This is a genomic window from Achromobacter sp. ISS7, from assembly GCF_056523125.1.
In genome coordinates, this window is record NZ_JAWRZD010000001.1 from 2,704,847 (window position 1) to 2,726,602 (window position 21,756).

General features: G+C 69.9%; 20 protein-coding genes. 14 read left to right on the forward strand and 6 right to left on the reverse strand.

Annotated elements, in window-relative coordinates; translation table 11 throughout:
- Positions 1–24: 24 nt before the first annotated feature.
- Positions 25–1,305 (reverse strand): MFS transporter, encoded by a 1,281-nt coding sequence (locus AC1HFW_RS12100; protein WP_479283564.1) that lies wholly within the window; start codon positions 1,303–1,305, stop codon positions 25–27.
- 193 nt (positions 1,306–1,498) lie between these two features.
- On the opposite strand from AC1HFW_RS12100, the gene AC1HFW_RS12105 reads away from it, so the two are divergent.
- Together AC1HFW_RS12105 and AC1HFW_RS12110 are read left to right on the forward strand one after the other, a co-directional pair.
- Positions 1,499–1,852 carry a DUF202 domain-containing protein gene (locus AC1HFW_RS12105; RefSeq protein WP_479283565.1) on the forward strand — a complete coding sequence of 118 codons (354 nt, stop codon included), beginning with the start codon at positions 1,499–1,501 and terminating at the stop codon, positions 1,850–1,852.
- A gap of 34 nt (positions 1,853–1,886) precedes the next feature.
- Positions 1,887–2,216, forward strand: coding sequence for a DUF202 domain-containing protein (locus tag AC1HFW_RS12110; RefSeq protein WP_479283566.1), 330 nt, complete (start codon positions 1,887–1,889; stop codon positions 2,214–2,216).
- A gap of 4 nt (positions 2,217–2,220) precedes the next feature.
- On the opposite strand, the gene AC1HFW_RS12115 is transcribed toward AC1HFW_RS12110, so the two are convergent.
- Both AC1HFW_RS12115 and AC1HFW_RS12120 read right to left on the reverse strand, forming a co-directional pair.
- The gene (locus AC1HFW_RS12115; protein ID WP_225856719.1) at positions 2,221–2,505 is read right to left on the reverse strand and encodes a HigA family addiction module antitoxin; all 285 of its coding nucleotides are present in this window, start codon (positions 2,503–2,505) and stop codon (positions 2,221–2,223) included.
- Between the two features lie 310 nt (positions 2,506–2,815).
- Entirely contained in the window at positions 2,816–4,072 is a 1,257-nt protein-coding gene (locus tag AC1HFW_RS12120) for a hypothetical protein (protein ID WP_479283569.1), read from the reverse strand.
- A gap of 165 nt (positions 4,073–4,237) precedes the next feature.
- Between AC1HFW_RS12120 and AC1HFW_RS12125 the strand changes: the two genes are divergently transcribed.
- Positions 4,238–4,861: a class I SAM-dependent methyltransferase gene (locus AC1HFW_RS12125; RefSeq protein ID WP_479283571.1), complete on the forward strand. Its 624-nt coding sequence runs from the start codon at positions 4,238–4,240 to the stop codon at positions 4,859–4,861.
- Positions 4,862–5,007: 146 nt separating this feature from the next.
- Positions 5,008–5,745 (forward strand): hypothetical protein, encoded by a 738-nt coding sequence (locus AC1HFW_RS12130; protein ID WP_479283573.1) that lies wholly within the window; start codon positions 5,008–5,010, stop codon positions 5,743–5,745.
- Here the strand turns inward: AC1HFW_RS12130 and AC1HFW_RS12135 are convergent.
- Together AC1HFW_RS12135 and AC1HFW_RS12140 are read right to left on the reverse strand one after the other, a co-directional pair.
- On the reverse strand, positions 5,735–6,703 hold the full coding sequence (locus tag AC1HFW_RS12135) for a hypothetical protein (RefSeq protein ID WP_479283575.1): 969 nt from the start codon (positions 6,701–6,703) through the stop codon (positions 5,735–5,737). The two genes, AC1HFW_RS12130 and AC1HFW_RS12135, sit on opposite strands and share 11 nt — an antisense overlap.
- A gap of 34 nt (positions 6,704–6,737) precedes the next feature.
- Complete coding sequence (locus AC1HFW_RS12140) at positions 6,738–7,505, reverse strand: bestrophin-like domain (RefSeq protein WP_479283577.1); 768 nt, start codon at positions 7,503–7,505, stop codon at positions 6,738–6,740.
- A gap of 494 nt (positions 7,506–7,999) precedes the next feature.
- Here AC1HFW_RS12140 and AC1HFW_RS12145 point away from each other — a divergent pair, with 494 nt between their 5' ends.
- The 10 genes from AC1HFW_RS12145 to AC1HFW_RS12190 all read left to right on the forward strand — a co-directional run bounded on the left by AC1HFW_RS12145 (position 8,000) and on the right by AC1HFW_RS12190 (position 20,873).
- Positions 8,000–9,148: a formylglycine-generating enzyme family protein gene (locus tag AC1HFW_RS12145; protein WP_241069886.1), complete on the forward strand. Its 1,149-nt coding sequence runs from the start codon at positions 8,000–8,002 to the stop codon at positions 9,146–9,148.
- A gap of 91 nt (positions 9,149–9,239) precedes the next feature.
- On the forward strand, positions 9,240–10,214 hold the full coding sequence (locus AC1HFW_RS12150) for an AAA family ATPase (protein WP_479283578.1): 975 nt from the start codon (positions 9,240–9,242) through the stop codon (positions 10,212–10,214).
- Positions 10,215–10,224: 10 nt separating this feature from the next.
- Entirely contained in the window at positions 10,225–11,169 is a 945-nt protein-coding gene (locus AC1HFW_RS12155; RefSeq protein ID WP_479283580.1) for a DUF58 domain-containing protein, read from the forward strand.
- A complete protein-coding gene (locus tag AC1HFW_RS12160; RefSeq protein ID WP_479283582.1) occupies positions 11,166–11,663 on the forward strand; it encodes a DUF4381 domain-containing protein in 498 nt (165 codons plus the stop codon). The genes AC1HFW_RS12155 and AC1HFW_RS12160 overlap by 4 nt, the downstream gene beginning before the upstream one ends.
- Complete coding sequence (locus AC1HFW_RS12165; RefSeq protein ID WP_479283584.1) at positions 11,650–12,675, forward strand: VWA domain-containing protein; 1,026 nt, start codon at positions 11,650–11,652, stop codon at positions 12,673–12,675. Before AC1HFW_RS12160 ends, AC1HFW_RS12165 begins: the two co-directional genes overlap by 14 nt.
- Positions 12,660–14,171, forward strand: a complete 1,512-nt coding sequence (locus AC1HFW_RS12170; RefSeq protein WP_479283585.1) for a VWA domain-containing protein — start codon at positions 12,660–12,662, stop codon at positions 14,169–14,171. The genes AC1HFW_RS12165 and AC1HFW_RS12170 overlap by 16 nt, the downstream gene beginning before the upstream one ends.
- Positions 14,168–15,529, forward strand: a complete 1,362-nt coding sequence (locus AC1HFW_RS12175) for a BatD family protein (protein ID WP_479283587.1) — start codon at positions 14,168–14,170, stop codon at positions 15,527–15,529. Before AC1HFW_RS12170 ends, AC1HFW_RS12175 begins: the two co-directional genes overlap by 4 nt.
- The gene (locus AC1HFW_RS12180) at positions 15,526–16,548 is read left to right on the forward strand and encodes an HAD family hydrolase (RefSeq protein ID WP_479283589.1); all 1,023 of its coding nucleotides are present in this window, start codon (positions 15,526–15,528) and stop codon (positions 16,546–16,548) included. The genes AC1HFW_RS12175 and AC1HFW_RS12180 overlap by 4 nt, the downstream gene beginning before the upstream one ends.
- Positions 16,549–16,594: 46 nt before the next feature.
- Positions 16,595–18,250 (forward strand): arylsulfatase, encoded by a 1,656-nt coding sequence (locus AC1HFW_RS12185; protein WP_479283590.1) that lies wholly within the window; start codon positions 16,595–16,597, stop codon positions 18,248–18,250.
- Positions 18,251–18,329: 79 nt separating this feature from the next.
- Positions 18,330–20,873, forward strand: coding sequence for a spermidine synthase (locus tag AC1HFW_RS12190; protein WP_479283592.1), 2,544 nt, complete (start codon positions 18,330–18,332; stop codon positions 20,871–20,873).
- Here AC1HFW_RS12190 and AC1HFW_RS12195 read toward each other — a convergent pair.
- Positions 20,870–21,637 carry an SDR family NAD(P)-dependent oxidoreductase gene (locus tag AC1HFW_RS12195; RefSeq protein WP_479283594.1) on the reverse strand — a complete coding sequence of 256 codons (768 nt, stop codon included), beginning with the start codon at positions 21,635–21,637 and terminating at the stop codon, positions 20,870–20,872. The two genes, AC1HFW_RS12190 and AC1HFW_RS12195, sit on opposite strands and share 4 nt — an antisense overlap.
- Between the last annotated feature and the right edge of the window lie 119 nt (positions 21,638–21,756).

Genomic DNA, 21,756 nt, shown 5'->3' on the forward strand with positions numbered 1-21,756 from the left:
TTCTGGTAAAGGAAAGAAGATCCGTCATGACAGCCGCTGCGCGCTGCCCGGCGCGGCGCCGGCGACGGCGCCGGGCGCGGCGATCATGCGTGCCTGCATGCGCCGGCGGCTGGCCTGCGGGTTGATGAACAGCACGCCGATGAGGCTCACGCCGATCGCCAGCACCGCGGACACCAGGAAGCCCTGTTCATAGCCCGCCGCGACGGTGTTGCCGCTGCCGATGAAACGGCCCATCAAGGCCGGCGCCACCAGGCCGCCGGTGGTCGCCAGCGCGCTGCTGATCGACATCGCGGCCGAGCGCTGCGAATCGAAGGAAATCTCGGCGACTATCGCCGAACTCAGCACGAAGGTCAGTTGCGGCAGGTTGCAGCCCAGCGCCAGCAGCAGCACGCGCAGCGTGGGGTGTTCGGCCACATACAGGGACAGCAGGATGCAGGCCCCGCCCAGCAGCACGAACGCGCAACTGAGCCAGCCGCGGGCGTAGATCGAGGCGATGCCACGCTTGAGCATGCGCTGCGACAGCCACGAGCCGACCAGCACCAGCGGGATGTTGATGCCGGTGAAGATCATGAACATCCAGCCGGTTTCCTGCGTGGAGTAGCCCAGCGCCTTGCTCATGTAGGCCGGGATCCAGGTAAACATCACCGAAAAGATCCAGTACGTGGTCCAGTACAGCAGCATGTTGGCCAGGAAGGTGCGATCCGTCAGCAGCACCCAGTACGGCACGCGCGCCTGGGATGCGTCGGCGCTGGCGCCGGCGTCGCGGACCTGCCCGTCGCCGCCGAACAGCAGCCACAGCACCATCCAGACGATGCTGAGGATGCCCAGCAGCAGGAACGCCGCGTGCCAGCTGTGGTTGAGCATGATGTAGGTGAGCACCGGCCCGGAGATCAGCAGGCCGACCGTCACGCCCTGGAAGATCACCGACGACGGCACGTTGCGCTGGTCGTCGGCGAACCAGGAGTAACAGGAGTGCAGCGCCAGCGGATACGCCGGCCCCTCGCCGATGCCCAGCAGGATGCGCGAGAAGTACAGCAGCGGCACCGAGGCGAAGAAGGCCAGCGGCATTTGCGACACGCCCCAGATGCCGGCCAGCACCACCAGCACGACCTTGGACGACACCCGGTTGGCGAGAAAGCCGAAGCCGATCGCCGACACCGAAAAGAACAGGAAGAAGCTGCTGGCGATCATGCCGAACTGCGCCGGCTCGATGCTCAGCTCCTGCATCAGCGGCACGGCCACGATGCCGAGAATCGCCTTGTCCATGAAATTGATGACCATGAACAGGGCCAGAAGCACTGTCACGACCCACCCCCGTACATTCCTCTGCGCTGGTGCTGCTGTTGCCATGTCTCGCCCCTTGTTTTTCGAGATCCGCCGCATTGACGCCGCGCCGTGTCAAAACTATAGTCCTATATAGTTCTTAAATTCAATCCTCGGACTCACTAGGACTAACCCTAGGCCGACCGATCACTCCTCTTTTCGAGTCCCCAATCCCATGCAACGTCCCCACTGGCGCGACCACGGCAGCGACCCCGACTACCGTTATTCCCTGGCCAACGAACGCACTTTCCTGGCGTGGATCCGCTCGGCGCTGGCGTTGCTGGCGGCCGGCCTGCTGCTCGACCAACCCGGCATGGCGGGCAGCCCGATCGTGCGCACGGGACTCGCGCTGGGCCTGTGCCTGCTGGCGGTGCTGGCCTGCGCCAGCGCCTATCTGCGCTGGCGCGGCAACGAAATCGCCATGCGCCACGCCACCGCCCTGCCGCACAGCCCGGCGCTGGCGCTGCTGTGCCTGGCCATGCTCGCCATCGGCGCGGGGGTGTGCTGGCTGGTGTTGGAACGGGCGTGACCCTCAGGCCCTGCCGACCTGGCGCCGCGAGCCGATGAGCTATCCCTGCGATCCGGGCCTGCAGCCCGAGCGGACCCTGCTGGCCTGGCGGCGCACCTGCCTGGGCCTGGTGGTAAACAGCTTCCTGTTGATGCGCGGCGGCGCCGTGCACGGGGAGCCCGCCGCGATCGGCGCGGGCCTGCTCGTCGTGGCGCTGGCCGGCTGGCTATATGCCCGAGTCCGCGCTCGCCTGTCCACCTCGCTTGGCGTGTGCGCCAGCGCGCCGGACCCGGGCGTCGTCATGGTGGCCACCTGCGCGGCCCTGTTGCTGTGCCTGATGGGCGCCTGGCACGGCGCGCGCCTTTTTTACGCTGCCATGCCCTGAGCCTTCATATCGGCGCGGAAGCCAAGGGCCTGACTGGCGGTTGCTCATGCTGCAATGCCTGCCACAGATCGTAGTTCGCCTGCATCGCGACCCACGCCTGCGCGGTGCCCGCTCCCGCCTGCTCCAATCGGACAGCGAGGTCCGGGCTGATACCCGCCTTGCCGTTGAGTACCCGGGAAAGGGCCACTCGCGACATGGCCAGCCGATCAGCGGCGTCCGTCACCGACAGCCCCAACGGGGCAATAACGTCTTCCCGCAACACTTCGCCCGGATGCGGAGGGTTATGCATCATGATGATTCCTAGTGGTAGTCGCGATAATCGACCAACTCGGCACCCGCCTCGGTAAAGCGGAATGTCACGCGCCAATTGCCATTAACCCAGACCGACCATTTTGGTTCGCGAAATCGGCATCGCGTCTGCGAGGACACATCCTTTACGCCGAACGTTGGACCGTCAACAGCGACACGCCATTTATCAGTTTGAGTCCCAACGCTTGCAAAAAGGCGGGCGGCCCCCTCCTCCCGGTAACACGGGATGGCAGCGGGAAGCTGAACGGCCCGCGCGTGCAAACTGCCCACTGTGGCGGTGCCGCCCCCGATCAGTCAGTCACCAGATACGCCTGGCCACCCGGTTTCAAATACGGCCGCAGCGCCTGGAACGGAACGCTGGCGTGGGTGCCGAGGCAGGCGCCCGAGGCGTGGCCCACGCCGGACACCGACAGGCTCAGCGCGCCCGGCGCCTGCGCCCCAAGCGCCAGGTACTGCGGCCACAGGTCGGCGCAGTCTTCCAGATTGGGACGCTTGTCGACATCGCTCTCGGGCGGGCCGGCCTTGACCACCTGGTCCACCAGCCCCTGCAGCGCCGCGCTCGGCTCTCTGCCGAAGCTGCGCTTGCCCGGCGCGTAGGCGTCGAACACCCGGTTCCAGTCCAGGTACTCGCCGCGCAGCAGATCGAAGGTGTAGGGCTCGAAGTGATTGGCCGGGTGCGCGCCGCCGCAATCCAGGCTGCCCGATTCGGTCACCGTCATCAGCGCGCGCGACAGCCAGGTGACCTGGATGTCCTCATCGTCAAACCCGCCGAGCGTGCCGCCGCCCTCGCTCTTGCTGGTGTACGCGAACGCCATGCATTCCAGCGCGCCCAGGCTCTTGCGCCAATGACGCTGTTCCAGCAAGTGGTTGACGCGCTGCATGACCTGCGGATCGGGATGGCGGGTGAGGCGCGGATAGGCGAACCGGGTGCGCGGATCGACCCACATGCGATAGGCCACCCCGCCCGTGCCGATGTCCTTGCCCACGGGTTGGGCATGGCCGGCCAGCTTCAAGGTCTCGTAGGGCGCGCGGGCGGCATCGATGGCGGCCTTCTGGTCGATATCGCCCAGGTCGACCTGCTCGGCCCGCGCCTTGCTGCGATCGCGCTCGAGCTGCTCGGTGTCGTAGCCGGCCACCCGCTGCAGGTCGAAACGGCGTTGCTTGCCCGTGCGCGTGTCGGTCCATTGCCCGTGATAGCCCTTGGCGTCGCGCGTGCCCTGCCAGCTGGCCGCGCGGTCGGCCGCGTCGATGGTGGCCTTGTCCGAAGCGGGCGGCTGCGCCGGATGCGGCTTGGGTTCATACAGGACGTCGCCCGTGCCGCGCAGGGGAATGTCGACGCCGCTCTTGGGATAGAAATAGCGTCCGCTCACGACCCCATCGGCGCCGGCCGCGTCGTCCAGTTCCAGCACCACCTCGCCGGCCCCTTGCAGCGTGCCTTTGTAGACGGTGCGCTGATTGGCACTTGCCTGCGCAGCCATCAGCGACAGCAAGGCCAGCGCCAGGGCGCCAAGGGAATGAACGCGGGGACGAACGATGAACGATGACATGAGGTAGGCGATCCCGGAAATCGAGGTGAGCCGACTATACCCGAGTCCCTTGCCTTGCCCGCGCACGGCCGCACCGCAGGACGCCGGTCGGCCGCCGGCGGCAATCCCGGCTATATTGGGCATTCATCACGGGACCGATGCATGCGTCCCGGCAGCGAGGCGCCTATGCAATCCAGGAAACATTGGGAACAGGTCTACACGACCAAGACATCGACGGACGTGAGCTGGTTCCAGGATCATGCCACCCAGTCGGTGGCGCTGATCCGCAGCACCGCCGTCGCGCAAGATGCCGCCATCATCGATGTGGGCGGCGGCGCCTCCACCTTGGTCGACGACCTGATGGCGGACGGCTACTCGAACCTGACGGTGCTGGACCTGTCGGCCGCGGCGCTCGCCGCGTCGCAGGCCCGGCTGGGCGAGGCCGCGAACCGCGTCGCCTGGCGGGTGGACGACATCACGCGGGCCCGTTTCGAGCGCCACGCCTATGACGTGTGGCACGACCGGGCGGTCTTTCACTTCCTGACCACGCCCCAGGAACGCGACGCCTACGTGCGCGCCGTGCTGCATGCCGTCAAGCCGGGCGGCCACGTCATCGTCGCCACTTTCGCGGAGGATGGCCCGGAAAAATGCAGCGGCCTGCCGGTCATGCGCTACAGCCCGACCGACCTGCACGCGGAATTCGGCGCGCCGTTCACGCTGCTCAGGCAGGAACGCGAGGCGCACCACACGCCGTTCGGCACGACCCAGGAATTCATCTACTGCCTGTGCCGCAAGGACACCTCGGCGTAGTCATCCGGCCACGAACGCCGCCAAGGATGAGTTCAAGATCACGTCCATCGGCTCCCCAATCTGTGAGCTGTGCTTTCAATCGTTTACGTATGCGGCGACCCCGCGCGGTATAAACGAGGCCCCTACTTTCTGAACCGAGGAATGACTTGTCGCACACGCTTGGGGCGCTTCCGTTCATTGCCGCCACGGCTAGCGCCTTGCGGCGCCATGGCCGCGCCATGCTGGCCGCCGCGCCATGGTCGCTGGCCGTGTTCGTGCTGTCGCTGCCGTTCGCCATCCTGGCAGCGTCGCTGTACTGGATCCAGGGCGGCGTGTTCCTGCTGCTGGCGCTGGTCAACCTGATCGCCTTCTCGCGCATGACGTTCGCGTGGCACCGCGTCATCGCAGGCGAAGGCGCCCGCGCCGCGCCGGTGCAAGGCGGCACGCCGCAAGCCTGGCACCTGGTGATGCTGGGCGGACTGGTGATCGTCGTCGCCGCGCTGGCGCGCGCCACCGGCGACCTGCCCTATGTGCTCTACATGGTGCTGAACGCGCCGCCGACAGCCCTGTTCTTCGCGGCGCTGATCCTCGTGGTGCTGGCGATCTGGCTGCCGGTGCTGTACGCGCTGGCGACGCTGGCGCCGGCCCTGCCGCGCGCCGCGGTGACGGGCGCTGCGGGCTTTCGCGGCATCCACGGCGAGGCCGTTTATCCGCGCTGGCCGCTGATGCTGGCACTGGGCATGCTGGTGAGCGCGGGCGGCCTGGCCCACAACACACTGTTCGAGTACCTGGGCTACGCCACCCGCGAAGGGCTGGCCTGGGTCGCGGTCTACCTGGCGCTGTTCATCGTGCTGACCTTCGTGGCGGGCGCCATGGTCTCGGTGGCGTACCGCGTCAGAAGCTGACCGCCAGCCCCACGGAAAAGCCGCGTACATTAGTGCCGAACACATAGCGGCCCACCAGCCGGGTGCGCGTGATGAAGACGTTGTAGGCGCTGGAATCCAGTTCCAGGCCCGCGCCCACCGAAGTCAGGCGGTCGAAGCCGAGAATGCCGCGCTGGTCGCCCAGGAACTCCGAGTGGGTCAGCTCCAGCACATAGCGCAGCGGCCGCTGCAATGCCATGAGGCCGGTGGGCGCGCGGTAGCGGGCCCATAGATTGGCCGACTGGGCGGTGGCGCGGCCCTTGACCGCGGCCGAGCTGTCGAAGCTCTGCAACCGGATATCGGAGTAGCGCAGCTCCACATCGACTTCGTAGCCCGGCCGGTAGTGCTCGTAGTCGAGCATCAGCGATCCGCCCAGGCCATAGGCGTTGAGCGAGCCCTTGTCGAGAAAATCGATGTCGCGGCCGGTCTGGCGGCCCACGTACCAGCTGGCCGCGCGCAGGTCGCTCGAGACATTGCCCAGCGCGAAGTTGAAAATCGGACGCAACTTGAGTTCCTCGGTCAGCTTGAAATCCCAGCCAACGCCGCCGGTGGCCGAGATGCTGTTCCAGCGCGTCGGAATGCGGCGCGTCTGCGCGCCCTGCGTGGCGACGAAGGTCGGGTCGTAGCGGCTGGCCGCCAGCACGCCTTCCAGGTAGATCGGCACCGATTTGGAAATCGTGTCGCCCCCGCCCAGCTGGGTCATGAAGAATTCGTTCGACCCCGCGGTCGAGCCCCCGCCGCCGCCGATGTTCAATGAGCTGGTGGTGATGTCGGGCACGATCGAAAACGACATCAGCGCCAGCACGCCGTTGGCGCGCTTCTGCAGGTCGTCATGCACCAGGCGCAGGCCCTGCGCCGACGCCACCTCGGGCCCGCCGCAGGCCAGCAGCCCCGCCAGCCACCACTGCGATCGCCGCCACCGCGCTGTCGATGTCGCCATGATCCGATTCCTCGCGCAAAACCGCCGATGTCCGCTACGGGTCCACCATGGCCTGCCGCTGCGACAGCAGCAGCGCGTCGCTCTGGTCGATGCGGATGGTGCCGATCCGCGGGAATTCGAAGTCGATGATGATGTACAGGGCCGAGGTCATCACCAGCGCGTAGACGACCTGGTGCATCCACCCCGAACGGTTGGCGGCCGCCAGGTTCATTCCCACCAGCCCGGCACTCACCAGCGCCAGCAGGCCCAGGAACAGGTAGGCCATGACGGGCGGATGCACCTTCTGCGCGACCGACTGGGTGGTGGCCACGTCGAACATCTCGTTGACCGCATTGATGTACGACGCGGCGAAAGGCGGCACGCTGTCGTTGGCGGCCCGTATCGAGCCCTGCCAGATCTGCTTTTGCAACACCGATACCCTGGCGGCGATGGCGTCGCGCGCGTCCAGGTCCGTCACATGCTGGTAGTAGCTGATGCGCTCATCGACATAACGGCGGAACGCCTCGCGCAGCGCGGGTTGGGCCGGGGCGGCAAGCATGTCGATCCGCAGCCACGCCGTGCCGATGGCGTTGACTTCCTGGACCAGGATGTTGCGCCGCTCGGCCATGCGCTGCGCCGCGCCCGAGAACGTGAAGGCGATCAGCAGGCCCAGCAGCGCGAACACCGAGGCCTCGACGGCCGCCGACCCGGAGCGGCTGCGTTCGTCACCGCCCTGGCCAAGGCGCCTGCCGATATTCATCGCCAGCAACAGCAGCAGGAAAAACGCCAGCGCCAGGCCAGACAGAATCAGGGAATAGTCCATGTCATCACCTTCCGCGAAGTCATGCGCCTTGAACCCAACTCGATGCCAGGCCCACGGTGACCAGCAGATGACGCGGCCGTGGCCAATGACAAGCTGCAAATGCCGTCCAGGACGTGCGCGTCGGAGAAAATCCGGATTTTCTGGCCGCCGCGCCATGGTTTGGCGTGAATGATTTATTAACCGATCCGCTTGTCGATATCAACATTTTTGCGAATATCGGGCGCACGTGCCAGGGCATTAACTTCCGCGCACGACAAGGACGCCCGGTTTTTCCTTGTTTGAATTTTCCGTGCTGCAGCAGGCGATTAATTACATGTTGTTTCGATAATGCGCTAGGTTGGCGGCGATTAATCGTATTAGCTTTGTATTCTCATAAATGCGATATTCGCATTTATTCAATAATCACCAATCAGTGCGATCAGGCAGTTTTGTAGTGTCCCGCCTCGCCACCCCGGGCTTGGCGTTCCGTTTTGGCAGCAATTCGGAGAGGTCACGTGAAACAGCAAATGAAGATCGGTTTGACGGTCGCGTCCATCATCGTCGCGGCCACCGCGCTGGGCGGCTACGTCGCCAGCACCTCCACGCCCGCCTCCCCGCAGCAGGGCAGCGCCAGGATGGGCGACGGCAAGAACGGCCCCCAAGGCATGGCCTGGGTCCCCGCCGGCGAATTCCTGATGGGCAACGACCATCGCATGTCGCAGCCCAATGAGCGGCCGGCGCACCGGGTGCGCCTCACGGGTTTCTGGATGGACGCCCACGACGTCACCAATGCGGAGTTCCGCCGCTTCGTCGACGCCACCGGTTATGTCACCACCGCCGAACGCAAGCCCCGCTGGGAAGACCTCGCGGTGCAATTGCCGCCGGGCACGCCTCGCCCCATCGACGCCGCCCTGGTCCCCGGCGCCATGGTCTTCACCGGCACCGAACAGGAAGTCTCGCTGCGCGACTACAGCCGCTGGTGGCGCTTCGTGGCGGGCGCCAACTGGCGCCATCCGCAGGGCCCCGCCAGCTCCATCGACGGCAAGGACGACCATCCTGTAGTACAGGTTTCCTACGAAGACGCGCAGGCCTACGCCGCCTGGGCCGGCAAGCGGCTTCCCACCGAAGCGGAGTGGGAATTCGCGGCCCGCGGCGGGCTGGAACAGGCCACGTATATCTGGGGCGACGAACTCAATCCGCGCGGCCAGGCCATGGCGAACATCTGGGATACCCAGCAGCGCCAGCCCTTTCCGGTCGTGACCGACGAGAAGGTGCAGGTCGGCACCACCCCGGTGGCGAGCTTCCCGGCCAATGGCTATGGCCTGTACGACATGGCGGGCAATGTGTGGCAGTGGACCGCCGACTGGTATCGCGCCGACGCCTTCCTGGCGCAGTCGCAATACCGCCAGCCGCCGCTCGATCCGGCCGGACCGAAGGACAGCTTCGACCCCAACGACGGCAACGTGCCGCAGGGCGCGCCCAAGCGGGTGGTGCGCGGCGGATCGTTCCTGTGCAGCGACACCTATTGCATCAGCTATCGCGCCAGCGCCAGGCGCGGCAACGACCCCATGAACGGCATGTCGCACCTGGGCTTTCGCACGGTGATGACACCGGAGCAATGGCAGGTTGCGCGCGCCCGCCAGGGCACGCTGGCGCAACGTTGAAATAACACGCAGTCGAACTGCCGCGCCGCCGCGCCGTCCGTGGCGTGCGCCTGCATGAACGAAGCCACCACTCGGGGAGGGGCTAGTCTTCATGAGCCAACGCGATGCCATTCTCGCGCTCGAAAGCGCCATCAACCAACAGGTGCTGGGCCAGGACGCGGTTGTCCGGATGATCGTGGTCGGGCTGCTGGCCGACGGCCACCTGCTGCTGGAAAGCCTGCCCGGCCTGGCCAAGACCCGCACGGTGCGGGCGCTGGCGTCCAACCTGGATGCGCGCATGAGCCGCATCCAGTTCACGCCGGACCTGCTGCCCTCGGACATCACCGGCGCGGACGTGCTGCAGGCCGATGGCGCGGGCGGCCATCGCATCCAGTTCCAGCAGGGGCCGCTGTTCGGCAACATCATCCTGGCCGACGAGATCAACCGCGCGCCGGCCAAGGTGCAGTCGGCGCTGCTGGAGGCGATGGAGGAAAGGCAGGTCACGGTGGGCGGCGCCACCCGGCCGATGCCGGCGCTGTTCATGGTGGTGGCCACGCAGAATCCGATCGAGCAGGAAGGCACCTACCCCCTGCCCGAAGCGCAGATGGACCGCTTCCTGATGAAGATCCGGCTCGACTATCCCGCCGCCGCTGACGAGGTGGCGATGCTGGCGCTGCTGCGCCAGCCCGCCGCTTCCGGCAGCGCGCCGCGCGCGGTGGCGCCCCTGTCGCAGGAAACGCTGTTCTCCTGTCGCGAGGAAGTGGCGGCGGTGCAGGTCGCGCCCGCCGTCGATGAATACATCGTCGACCTGGTCAACGCCACGCGCCATCCGGCCGACTGCGACGCGGACCTGGGGCGCTGGCTCCAGATCGGCGCCAGTCCGCGCGGGGCCATCGCCCTGGACCGGGCCGCGCGCGCCCACGCCTGGCTTTGCGGCGCCACTTTCAGCACGCCCGACGACGTGCGCGCCGTGGCCCGGCCCGTGCTGCGTCATCGCCTGCACCTGTCGTACGACGCCGTGGCCGACGGGGTGACGCCCGAGGCCGCCATCGACCGGCTGCTCGACACCGTCGCCGTGCCCGCTTAGAGAGCCGTCCATGAGCGCGCCCCCGCATCCCGTGCATCCGCCGCTGTCCGAACTGGTCGGGCTGGAGCTGGCCGTGCGCGGGCTGTCGCTCGGCGCGCGCCAGAAACCCCACAGCGTGCTGGCGGGCATGCATGCGTCGCGGCTGCGCGGACGCGGCCTGGATTTCTCGGAGCTGCGCCGCTATGTGGCGGGCGACGACCTGCGGCAACTGGATGCGCGCGCCTCGCTGCGCTATGGCAAGCCCTATGTGCGTTCCTACACCGAGGAGCGGGACCGCCCCGCGCTGATCGTGGTGGACCAGCGCATGAGCATGTATTTCGGCTCGGTGCGCGCCTTCAAGTGCGCCGTCGCCGCGCGGCTGGCGGCGCTGGCGGCGTGGACGGTCTACCGGGCCGGCGACCGGGTCGGCGGCATCGTCTTCGGCGACGACGGCAGCGACGCCATCGCGCCGCTGCGCAGCCGCGACCGGGTGCGCGCGATGCTGGCCGCCGTGGCGCGCGCCAACGGCGCGTTGTCGGCCGACAGCGCCGCCCGCGCGGCCGACGGCGCGCTCAACCAGGCGCTGCGGGCCGCGCAGGCGCTGATGCCGCACGATGGCCTGGTGTGCGTCATCAGCGACTTCGTCGGCGCCGATGCGCAGACGCTGCGCCTGCTGCGGCAACTGGCCGCGCACAACGACGTGCTGGCGATGCTGGTGTACGACCCGATGGCGCAGGACCTGCCGCGCCGCGGCCGGCTGGTGGTGTCGCAAGGCGAACTGCAGATCGAGGTCGCCATCGGCCGCGAGCGCGAGCGCCGGCCGCTGGCTGACTTCTTCAGCGGCCGCCTGCGCGACGTGGCGGACCTGTTGCGCCGCAGCCAGGTGCCGCTGCTGTCGATCGACACGGCCGCGGATGAACTGACGCAATTGCGCCGCGAACTCGGGCGCGTGCCGGCGCCGGGAGGGGGCACATGAACGATGGCGCCCCCGGCCTCGACCAGTTGCGCGAGCTGCCACTGCCCGCGCCGGTCCCCTATTGGCCGCAGACCTGGGGCTGGCTGGTGCTGGCCCTCATCGTGCTGGCCGCGCTGGGCGGCGGTCTCGTTGCCGCGCTGCGCCACCGGCGCCGCAATCGCTACCGGCGCGAGGCGCTGGCTGAACTGGGCCGGCTCGACCTGGCCGTGCAGGCCGCCCCCGCCGCCCTGCGCGCCCTGCCCGGGCTGATCAAGCGCACCGCGATCGCGGCGCAGTTGGGCGGCAAGCGCGGCGGCGTGGGCGCGCTCAGCGGCGACGCCTGGGTGCGGGCGCTGGCGGCCGGCAGCGTCGCCCTGGCGCCGGACAGCGCGCGGCTGCTGGCGCTGATCGCCTATGCGCCCGACGACCGCCTGCGCGGCCTAGCGCCGGCGCAGACGCGGCAGCTGCTGAGCGAAACGCGTACCTGGATGGAGCGGCACCATGTGGCGGCTTGACTATCCGTGGCTGCTGGCGCTGGCGCCCCTGGCCTGGATCGCCTGGCGCCTGCTGCCGCCCTATCGGCCCGCCCGCGCCGCGCTGCGCATGCCGTTCTTCGAGCAGATCGCCACCCTCACCGGCCGCTCGCCGCAGCGCCCCGACGCGGCCGGCGGCAACGGCCAGCTGTGGCTCGGCGTCGGGGTCTGGCTGCTGCTGGCGCTGGCCCTGGCGCGGCCGCAATGGGTCGAGCCGCCGCTCACGCACAGCCGTCCCGTGCGCGACGTGCTGCTGGCGCTCGATATTTCGCAGTCCATGGAAACCGCCGACTTCCGCGACGCGCGGGGCCAGCCGATCAGCCGCTGGAGCGCCGTGCAGGCGGTGGTGGCGGACTTCATCGCCAAGCGCGGCGACGACCGGCTGGGCCTGATCGTGTTCGGCACGGCCGCCTATCCGCAGGCGCCGCTGACGCTGGACCACGCCGCGCTGCAACTGCTGCTGCGGCACACGGCGGTCGGCATGGCCGGGCCCAACACCGCCATCGGCGATGCCATCGGCCTGGGCATCCGCATGCTCGACGCGGTGGACGAGCCGGACAAGGTGCTGATCCTGCTGACCGACGGCAACGACACCGGCAGCGCCGTGCCGCCGCAGCGGGCCGCCGCCCTGGCCGCGCGCCACCACATCCGCGTCCACGCCATCGGCATGGGCGACCCGCAAGCGCGCGGCGACGACAAGGTCGACTTCGCGCTGCTCGAACACATCGCGCAGTCCACCGGCGGGCGTTTCTTCCAGGCCAATGACCGCGAAAGCCTGCAACAGGTCTACGCGACCCTGGACCAGATCACGCCGCGCCAGGTCGAGACGCTGAGCCATCAGCCCAAGCGCGATTTCTTCTGGGTGCCGGTGGGCCTGGCGGTGCTGCTGCTGGCGCTTGGGCATGGGGTCGCGGCGCTGCTGGCGTGGCGACGGGATGGCCGGCCGGCGCCGGCCGCGCGGGCGAAAGAGGACGGCGCATGGACCTCGACCTGAGCGCCTTCCATTTCCTGCGGCCGCTGTGGCTGCTGGGCCTGGCGCCCGCGGCGCTGTTGTGGATCGGCTGGCGCGCCCTGCACGCCCGGCCGCAGCACAGCGGCATCGCGCCGCAGCTGCTGCCCTACCTGCTGCTGCGATCGGCGGCCAGCCGCGGACCCCGGCCCATCGACGTGCTGGCGGCGCTGCTGGCCCTGGGCTCGGTTGCCGCGGCCGGGCCCACCTGGCAGCGCGACGAACCCGCCTACCTGGATAACGTGGCGCCGCTGGTGCTGGCGGTGGACCTGTCCGCCTCGATGGACACGGCGGACGTGCCGCCCAGCCGGCTGGAAGCGGTCAAGCGCACCATGCGCGACATCGCCGCCCAGCGCAAGGGCGCCAAGACCGGGCTGGTGGCGTACGCCGGCACCAGCCACCTGGTGCTGCCGCCCACCGACGACGCCGCCCTGCTCGACCTGTTCGCGCAGGCGCTGGCCACCGACCTGCTGGCCGCGCGCGGCCGCGACGCCGCCGGCGCGATCGCCCTGGCCGCGCAGGCGCTGCGCGCCGAGCGCGCCGGCGGCTCGGTGCTGCTGCTGACCGATGGCGCCGACCCCGCCACCCTGGACGCGGTGGGCAAGGCCGCCCGCGCCGCGCCGGACCTGCAGGTGCTGGTCATGGCCGTGGGCGTCAACGGACTCGACACCGGCGCGCTGCGCGATCTGGCGCAGGCCGCGCACGCGCCGCTGGGCAGCCTGACGCGCACGGCCGACGACCTGGACTGGGTCCGCCTGCATGCGCAGCAGCATTTCCGCGCGGTGCAGGACGCCGCCACCGCGCAGCCGCACTGGCGCGACGCCGGCTACTGGCTGTGCTGGCCGCTCGCCTTGCTGGCGCTGCTGGCGCTGCGGCGGAACTGGCGCGTGACGTGGTCGGCCTGCCTGCTGGCGGCCGCCCTCTGGACCGCGCCGCCGACGGTCCAGGCCGGCGCCTGGGCCGACGCCTTCCTCACCCCGGACCAGCAGGGCCGGCGCGCCTTCGAGCACCGCGACTACGCGGCGGCGGCGACGCATTTCGTCGACCCCTACTGGAAGGGCCAGGCCGCCTATGCGGCCGGCGACTACGCCGCGGCGCTGACGGCCTTCTCCGCCCTGGACACGCCCGAGGCGCACTTCTACGTCGGCAACTGCCAGACCCGCCTGCATCAATACGACGCCGCCCTGGCGGCCTACGACCAGGCGCTGGCCCAACGGCCGGGCTGGCCCGAGGCCCTCTTCAATCGCGACATCCTGCGCCGGCTGCTGGCCGCCATGACGCAGGAGGACCAGGGCGACCAGGCCGAGCCGCCCGACCAGAGCCGCCAGGACCGCGCCGCCAAGGACGCCACGATGAAGACGGCCGCGGCGCCCCAGGCCGTCTCCGAAGACGTTTGGCTGCGCAACCTGACGCTGTCGCCGGCCCAGTTCCTGCGCGGCAAATTCGCGGTGGAAGACAGCCTGCGCGAGGCCGCCCCATGAAGCCCGGCCGGCTCGCCTGCCTGCTGTGCGCGCTGGCCCTGGCCGGCGGCCCCGCCGCGGCGCAGGAAGCGCCGCCGGAGCTGCGCGTGCGCGCCAGCATCCAGGAGGCGGACCCGATCACGCCGGGCGCCACGGTGGCGTTGCAGCTGGACGTGCTCACGCCGACCTGGTTCACCCAGCCGCCGCAGCTGCCCGCGCTGACCCTGCCGGGCGTGATGGTGACGCCTGCGTCCGGCGAAGGCGCGATCCTGCACCAGACCATCGATGGCGTGGCCTACAGCGGCCTGCGCTATACCTACCTGCTCAGTCCCACCACGGCCGGCGCCGTCACGGTGCCGCCGCTGCGGGTCAGCGCCAAGGTCGGCCCGGGCCAGCGCGACGCGGCCGGCGCCAGCCAGGCGCTCTCGTTCGCGGTGGCGGCCGCGACGGGCGCGCCAACGGCCGCGCCCCCGCCCGAGGTGTCCCAGGCATTCGGCCTCGCGCCCGATCCGGTCGTCGTGGGCGGACGCATCACGCGTTCGGTCACGCAGCGCGCCATGGGGATGCAGCCCATGCTGCTGGCGCCCGCCCCGCTGCGGGACGTGCCCGGCTTCAAGCGCTATCCGCACGAACCGGAAGTGACCACGCTGACCGACGGCCGCGGCGGCTTCCTGGGCGGGCAGCGCATCGACCGCGCCGACTACGAACCCCTGGCGACCGGCGAATCCACCCTGCCCGCCCTGTCGTGGGATGCGCCGGGCGCCGGGTCCACGCAGGTCCGATTGCCCGGCCGCGGCTTCCAGGTCGGCGCCGGGCCCGCCGCCGCGCCGCCGTTCTCGCTGGCCGACGACCTGGCGCACCTGCGCCAGGGCCTGCGCTGGGTGATTCCCCTGGCCTGGGTCCATGCCGCGGCCGCCGTGCTCGCGCTGGCGCTGCTCGCCTGGCTGGCCCGCACGCCGATTCAACGCATGGCGACGGCGGCGCGCGCGCATTGCCGGGCGGCGCGGGCGCGCTACCGCGCCGGCGAACGCCATGCGTGGCGGCAATGGCGGCGCGCGTCCGGATCCCCCGCCACCGGCCTGACGGCGTTCTACCGCTGGCTGCGCCTTGCCGCCCGCGCGCCCGACCTGCGGGGCGCGCTGCGCGCAGCGCCGACGCCGCAACGGGACGCGGCCGCCACCCTCCTCGAAGCCACCTACGGCCCGACCCGCCAGGACGCGGCGCCGCGCATGCAGTGGCTGGCCGCTTCACGCGCCTGGCGCCGCGCGTGGCGCGCCGCCGCCATACGGCCGGCGCCACACGCCCTGCCGCGTCACCTGAATCCGCGCCCGGAGGGCGCATCGGCAACGGGCCGCGGGCCCGCGAGGAGCAACGCATGAGCGACTGGGGAATACAGGTCTGGCGCCGCTGGCGCCTGTTGTGCGGGGTGCTGGCGATCGGCCTGCTGTCGGCCTGCGCGGGCCAACGCCCCAACCAGGCCGCCGCGCTGCCTTCATGGAACGACGGCCCCTCGCGCCGCGCCATCGTGGAATTCGTGCGGACCGTGACCACACCGGGCGCAACGGGCTATGTGGCCGAGGCCGACCGCGTCGCCGTCTTCGACAACGACGGCACGCTCTGGAGCGAGCAGCCGGCGTACTTCGAACTGCTGTTCTCACTCGACCGGGTCAAGGAGATGGCGCCCAGCCACCCACAATGGCGGCGCGAGCAGCCCTACCAGGCGGCCCTCGCGGGCGACCACGCGGCCCTGGCCGCCAGCGGCATGGAAGGCCTGATCAAGATCGTGGGCGTCACCCATGCCGACATGACGCCCGAAGCCTTCAGCGACAGCGTCAGGCACTGGGTCGGCACGGCGCGTCATCCGCGCTTCCAGCAGCCCTACACCGCCATGATCTACAAGCCGATGCGCGAATTGCTCGACTACCTGCGGGCGAATGGCTTCAAGACCTACATCGTGTCGGGCGGCGAGGTCGAATTCATGCGCGCCTGGGCGCAGAAGGCCTATGGCATCCCGCCCGAGCAGGTGATCGGCACGACCTTCGTGACGACCTACGACGTGCGCGACGGCAAGCCCACCCTGTGGCGCACCGCCAAGCTTGAATTCAACGATGACGGCCCGGGCAAGCCCGTGGCCATCCAGCGCCATATCGGCAAGCGGCCGATCCTGGCCTTCGGCAATTCGGACGGCGACCTGCAGATGCTGCAGTGGACCGCCGCCGGACCCGGACCGCGGCTGGCGGCGCTGGTGCATCACACCGATGCCCGGCGCGAATGGGCCTATGACCGGGATTCCAAGATCGGCCGCCTGGACAAGGCGCTGGACGAGGCTCGCCGCCAGGGGTGGACCGTGGTGGACATGCAGCAGGAGTGGAAGCAGGTGTATTCGTTCGACCAGTAGTGATTGTGGTGAACCAACGCGCCCCGAGCGGGCAAGGAGAACAGTCATGAAGGCAAGACGATGGTGGGGAGCCGCGCTGTTGGCCGCCAGCAGCCTGGTGGCCATGGGCGGCGCGCAGTCACAGACAGCGGCGCAGACTCCGGCGGGGCAGGCCAAGCCCCAGGGCGACGCATCCGCGAAGAAGCCAAACATCCTGGTGATCTTCGGCGATGACATCGGGCAGGCGAACATCAGCGCCTACACCCGCGGCGTGGTCGGCTACACCACGCCGAACATCGACCGCATCGCCAAGGAAGGCGCGATATTCACGGACTACTACGCGGAGAACAGCTGCACGGCCGGACGGTCGAGCTTCATCACGGGCCAGTCGCCACGCCGCACCGGCCTGTCCAAGGTCGGCGTGCCGGGCGCCACGGTGGGCCTGCAGGATCGCGACATCACCATCGCGCAGGCGCTCAAGTCGCATGGCTACAACACCGCGCAATTCGGCAAGAACCACCTCGGCGACCGCGACGAGTACCTGCCGACCAAGCACGGCTTCGATGTGTTCTTCGGCAACCTCTATCACCTGAACGCCGAAGAGGAGCCGGAACGCCCCTACTGGCCGCAGAATCCCAAGGATCCCATCATCGCGGCCTACAAGCCGCGCGGCGTGATCCAGGCCTCGGCCGACGGCAAGATCCAGGACACCGGCGCCCTCACCACCAAGCGCATGGAAACGATCGACGACGAGACCGTGGGCGCGGCGCTGGACTACATCGACAAGCACGCCAAGGACGACAAGCCGTTCTTCGTCTGGATGAACACCACGCGCATGCACATCTACACCCACATCCGGCCCGAGTACAAGGGCAAGAGCGGCATGCCGGGCAACGACTACGCCGATGGCATGTGGGAGCATGACCAGGACGTCGGCAAGCTGCTCAAGAAGCTCGACGACCTGGGCATCGCCGACAACACCATCGTGGTCTACACCACCGACAACGGGCCCAACCAGTTCAGCTGGCCCGACGCCGCCACCACGCCCTTCCGCAACGAAAAGGACTCGAACTGGGAGGGCGCGTTCCGGGTGCCGGCCATGGTGCGCTGGCCGGGCAAGATCGAGCCGGGCACCACCAAGACCGGCATCGTGTCGGGCCTGGACTGGTTCCCGACCCTGCTGGCCGCGGTGGGTGACGCCGACGTCAAGGACCGTCTGCTCAAGGGCTGGACGCCCGGCGGCGCGCAGAAGAACTACAAGGTCCACCTGGACGGCTACAACCAGCTCGACTACCTGACCGGCAAGTCGGACAAGAGCGCGCGCGACGACTTCTATTACTTCAACGACGATGGCCTGCTGGTGGCCATGCGGTTCGAGAACTGGAAAGTCGTGTTCTGCGAACAGCGCGCGCCGGGCGGCTTCGCGGTCTGGAGCGACCCGTTCGTGTGCCTGCGCGTGCCGAAGGTGTTCAACCTGCGCATGGACCCGTACGAACGCGCCGACATCGTCTCCGACCAGTACAACGACTGGCTGTCCAAGAATGCCTATCTGGCGTTCATCGGCTCGGCCAAGGCGTCGGAGTTCCTGCAGACCTTCATCGAGTATCCGCCCAGCCAGCGGCCGGCGAGCTTCAGCGTCGACCAGGTGCAGGAAGCGGTGGACAAGGCCATCGAGAAGCACTTCGAAGAGGCCGCCAAGAAGCAAGGCAAGTCCGGCTCGTGACGCGCCGGGTGGCGCCCGCCGCGGCGGGCGCCACCTGCATGATGTCATGGCAGCCCTTTCAATCCATGGAGCGTCCCGCATGGCACAAGCAGGCGTGGCAAGCGCGTCACCGAAGGAAGCCGTCACCCTGGCGGGCACGGGCGCGAGCCTGGCGCCGGCCTGCGCGCTACTCGGCCTGTCGGGCGCGGCCTCGTTGATATTCCAGATCCTGTGGATCAAGCAGCTGTCCCTGATCGTCGGGGTCGAGGTCCACGCCATCGCCACGGCCGTCAGCGCCTTCTTCCTGGGGTTGGCGGCGGGCAGCTGGCGACTGGGCAGCCTGGCCGAGCGGCACGCCAACCCCTGGCGCCTGTACGCCCTCGTCGAACTGGCGATCGGCCTGGCCGCGCTGGCGGTCACCGTTGCGCTGGCGCACAGCGCCGGCCTGTTCGCCCGCTGGCAGCTGCAGCAGCCGCTGCTGGCCTGGGCCGCCCTGTTCGCGGTGGTCGCGCTGGCGCCCTTCTTCATGGGCGGCACCCTGCCCATCCTGTTGCGCGCCGTCGGCGCCGGCCGCGCCGGCCATGACGGCGGCGCCCTGTACGCGGCCAACACCACGGGCGCCATCGCCGGCGCGCTGTTGCCCGCCTTCCTGCTGATTCCCGCGCTCGGCGTGCAAGGCACCGCCCTGGCCGCCGCGGCGCTGAACCTGGTCGCCGCCTGGGGCGCGTGGTCGCTGCGCGGCCGGCGGCCGGCCCGGGCCGCCGACGCCCCCGCCGTCCGTGACGCGCCGCGCCTGTCGTCCGGCGCCCGGCTGGCCGTGGCCCTGTATGCGGTGGCCGGCGCCGTGGCGCTGGGCTACGAGGTGCTGTGGTCGCAGATGATCATCCCGTTCATGAGCACGCGGGCCTTCGCGTTTTCGGTGGTGCTGGCGGTCTACCTGGCCGGGCTGGCGCTGGGCGCGGCGCTCTATGCGCGCTGGGGCCACCGTTTCGGCGACCCGTGGCGCGTGTTCGCGGCGCTGATCGCCGGCGCGGGCCTGATCGCCCTGGCGCAGGCCGCCTTGCTGGGCGCCTGGCTGGCGCCGGTCCAGGACCTGGCCGAGGCCGGCATGCGCCGGCTCGTCGACAGCGGCCTGGCCGGCATGAGCGCGCGCTTCGCCGTCGCCGCGGGCGCGGTGGTGCTGTTGCCCACGCTGCTGCTGGGCGCGGCCTTTCCGGCGGTGCTGCAGATCGTCGCGCCGGGCGAGCGCCGCAGCCGCGGCGCGGGGCTCGCCCTGGCGGCGAACACCCTGGGCGGTATCGCCGGCAGCGCGCTGGTCGCCTTCGTGCTGCTGCCGTGGCTGGGCACGATCCGCAGCCTGACGCTGCTGGCCGCGACCGCCTGCGCCGTGGGCGTGGCCGCCACCTGGCGCGGCCGCGCGGCCGCGCCCATGGCCCCGGCGCTGGCCGGCGCGCTCGGCGTCGCCGTGCTGATCGTCGGCTGGGCCTTGCCGCAGGATCACCTGGCTCGGCTCATGCCGGGCGCGCGCGGCAAACCGCTGGTGTTCCACCATGAAAGCCATGGCGGCACCGTGGCGGTGGTCGAGAATGGCCGGGGCGCGCAGCGCTTTCACCGTCTCTACATCCAGGGCGTGTCGAACTCGGGCGACGCCATGCCATCGCTGCGCTACATGCGGCTGCAGGCGCTGCTGCCGCTGATCGTGCATGCCGGCGAGCCGGAATCCGCCCTCGTCATCGGCTACGGCACCGGCATCACGGCGGGCGCGCTGTCACGCTATCCCGGCCTGAAGCGCCGGGTGGTGGCCGAGCTGCTGCCCGGCGTGCTGCAGGCCGCGCCCTACTTCCAGGGCACCTATGACGCCTATCGCGACAGCGGCCTGCAGGTGCGGTTGCGCGACGGCCGGCGCGAGCTGCTGGCCAGCGCCGACACCTACGACCTGATCACGCTGGAACCGCCGCCGCCGTCGGCCGCGGGCGTGGTCAACCTGTATTCCCGCGACTTCTACGAACTGGCGGCGCGCCGGCTCAATCCGCACGGCATCGTGGCGCAGTGGCTGCCCCTGCCGACGCAGAACCTGGACGACACCCGCGCCCTGGTGGCCAGCTTCATCGCGGTTTTCCCGCATGCATCGCTCTGGACCACGGAGCTGCATGAAATGCTGCTGGTGGGGTCGCCCGATCCGCTGCCGCTGGTACCCGAGCGCATGGCGCGGCGCTTTGCGGCGCCGGCATTGCACGACGCCCTGGCGGAAGTCGGCGTGCCCTCGGTCGCGGCGCTGCTGGCGACCTGGGTGACCGACCGCGAGGGACTGGCGCGCTTCGCCGACGGCGCCGCGCCGGTGACCGACGACAGGCCCGCCATCGAATACGCCCCCTGGGTCCGGCCGCGCGAGATCGTCCGCACGCTGCCCGCCCTGATGGCGCAGCGCACCGCGCCGCCACTGGCGGGGCCGCCTCCCGACTGGGCCTCCGACATCGCCGGCGAGCGCGCCGTGCTGGACCTGTTCTATCGCAGCGCGCTGGCCGCGTATCGCGGCGACCGCGAAAGCTGGTCGCGCGACGCCCCCGTACTGGCCCGCGCCGGCCGCGACAACGCCTATCTGCGCTGGTTCATGAGCGGCACGGACACGGCCGACGCGCGCTAAGACGGCCTACGCGATCGCGGGTGGACGTGGCCCGACGGCAGCGCGATGCCCGTGGCGTCGTGCAAGGCCTGCAGCAGGCGCGCCTGGAAGGCCTCGTCGTGCGTGGCGGGGTGCGGTTGGCGCCGCGCCTGGTGATGCCAGTAACCGCCGCTGCGCGACGCCGCCGGGTCATCGGTCGTCGCCAGCCAGGCCTGGGTCACATGTCCCAGGCTGAGATCGCCCGGCGCGTCCGGCCCGCCCATCTTGGTGGGCACCCAACCGGGATCGACCGCATGGCTGATCACGTCGGGCCAGCGTCGCGCCACCGCCGCCATCAGCGCGGTCACGAACAGCTTGCTGTCGGAATACGAGCCGCTCTCGCGGCTGCCGTCCCAGGCCATGCCGCCCAGGTCCGGCCGGCCGTCCTCGTGCATTTCACTGCTCAGGTAGACCAGCCGACGCGGCCGTGCCATCAACGCGGTCAGCACATACGGCGCGATGACATTGACCGGCAGGATGGCGGGGCCGGTGAAGACGCCGGCGTTGTGGATGACCGCGTCCATCCGTCCCAGGGCGTTGAGCTGGTCCGCCAGATCGCGCGTCTGCGCCAGGTCGGCCAGGTCGCCCACCACCGCCAGCGCGCCCTGCGACAACAATTCCCGCGCGGCGCCCAGGCGCTCGCGGTTGCGGCCGTGCACGACCACCATGTGTCCGTCCGCCAGCAACGCGCGCGCGGCCGCCAGGCCCAGGCCGTCGACCGAACCGGTGATGAAAATGCGTGCCATGAATCCACTCCTTGAAAACCGGGCGCGGGCGGCGCAAGCCTTGCGCAACCGCCATCGGCACCGCGCCATACCGAGGCGATTGCAGTGTATCGGCATCGCGCGCCCGGCGCCGTCTTGCC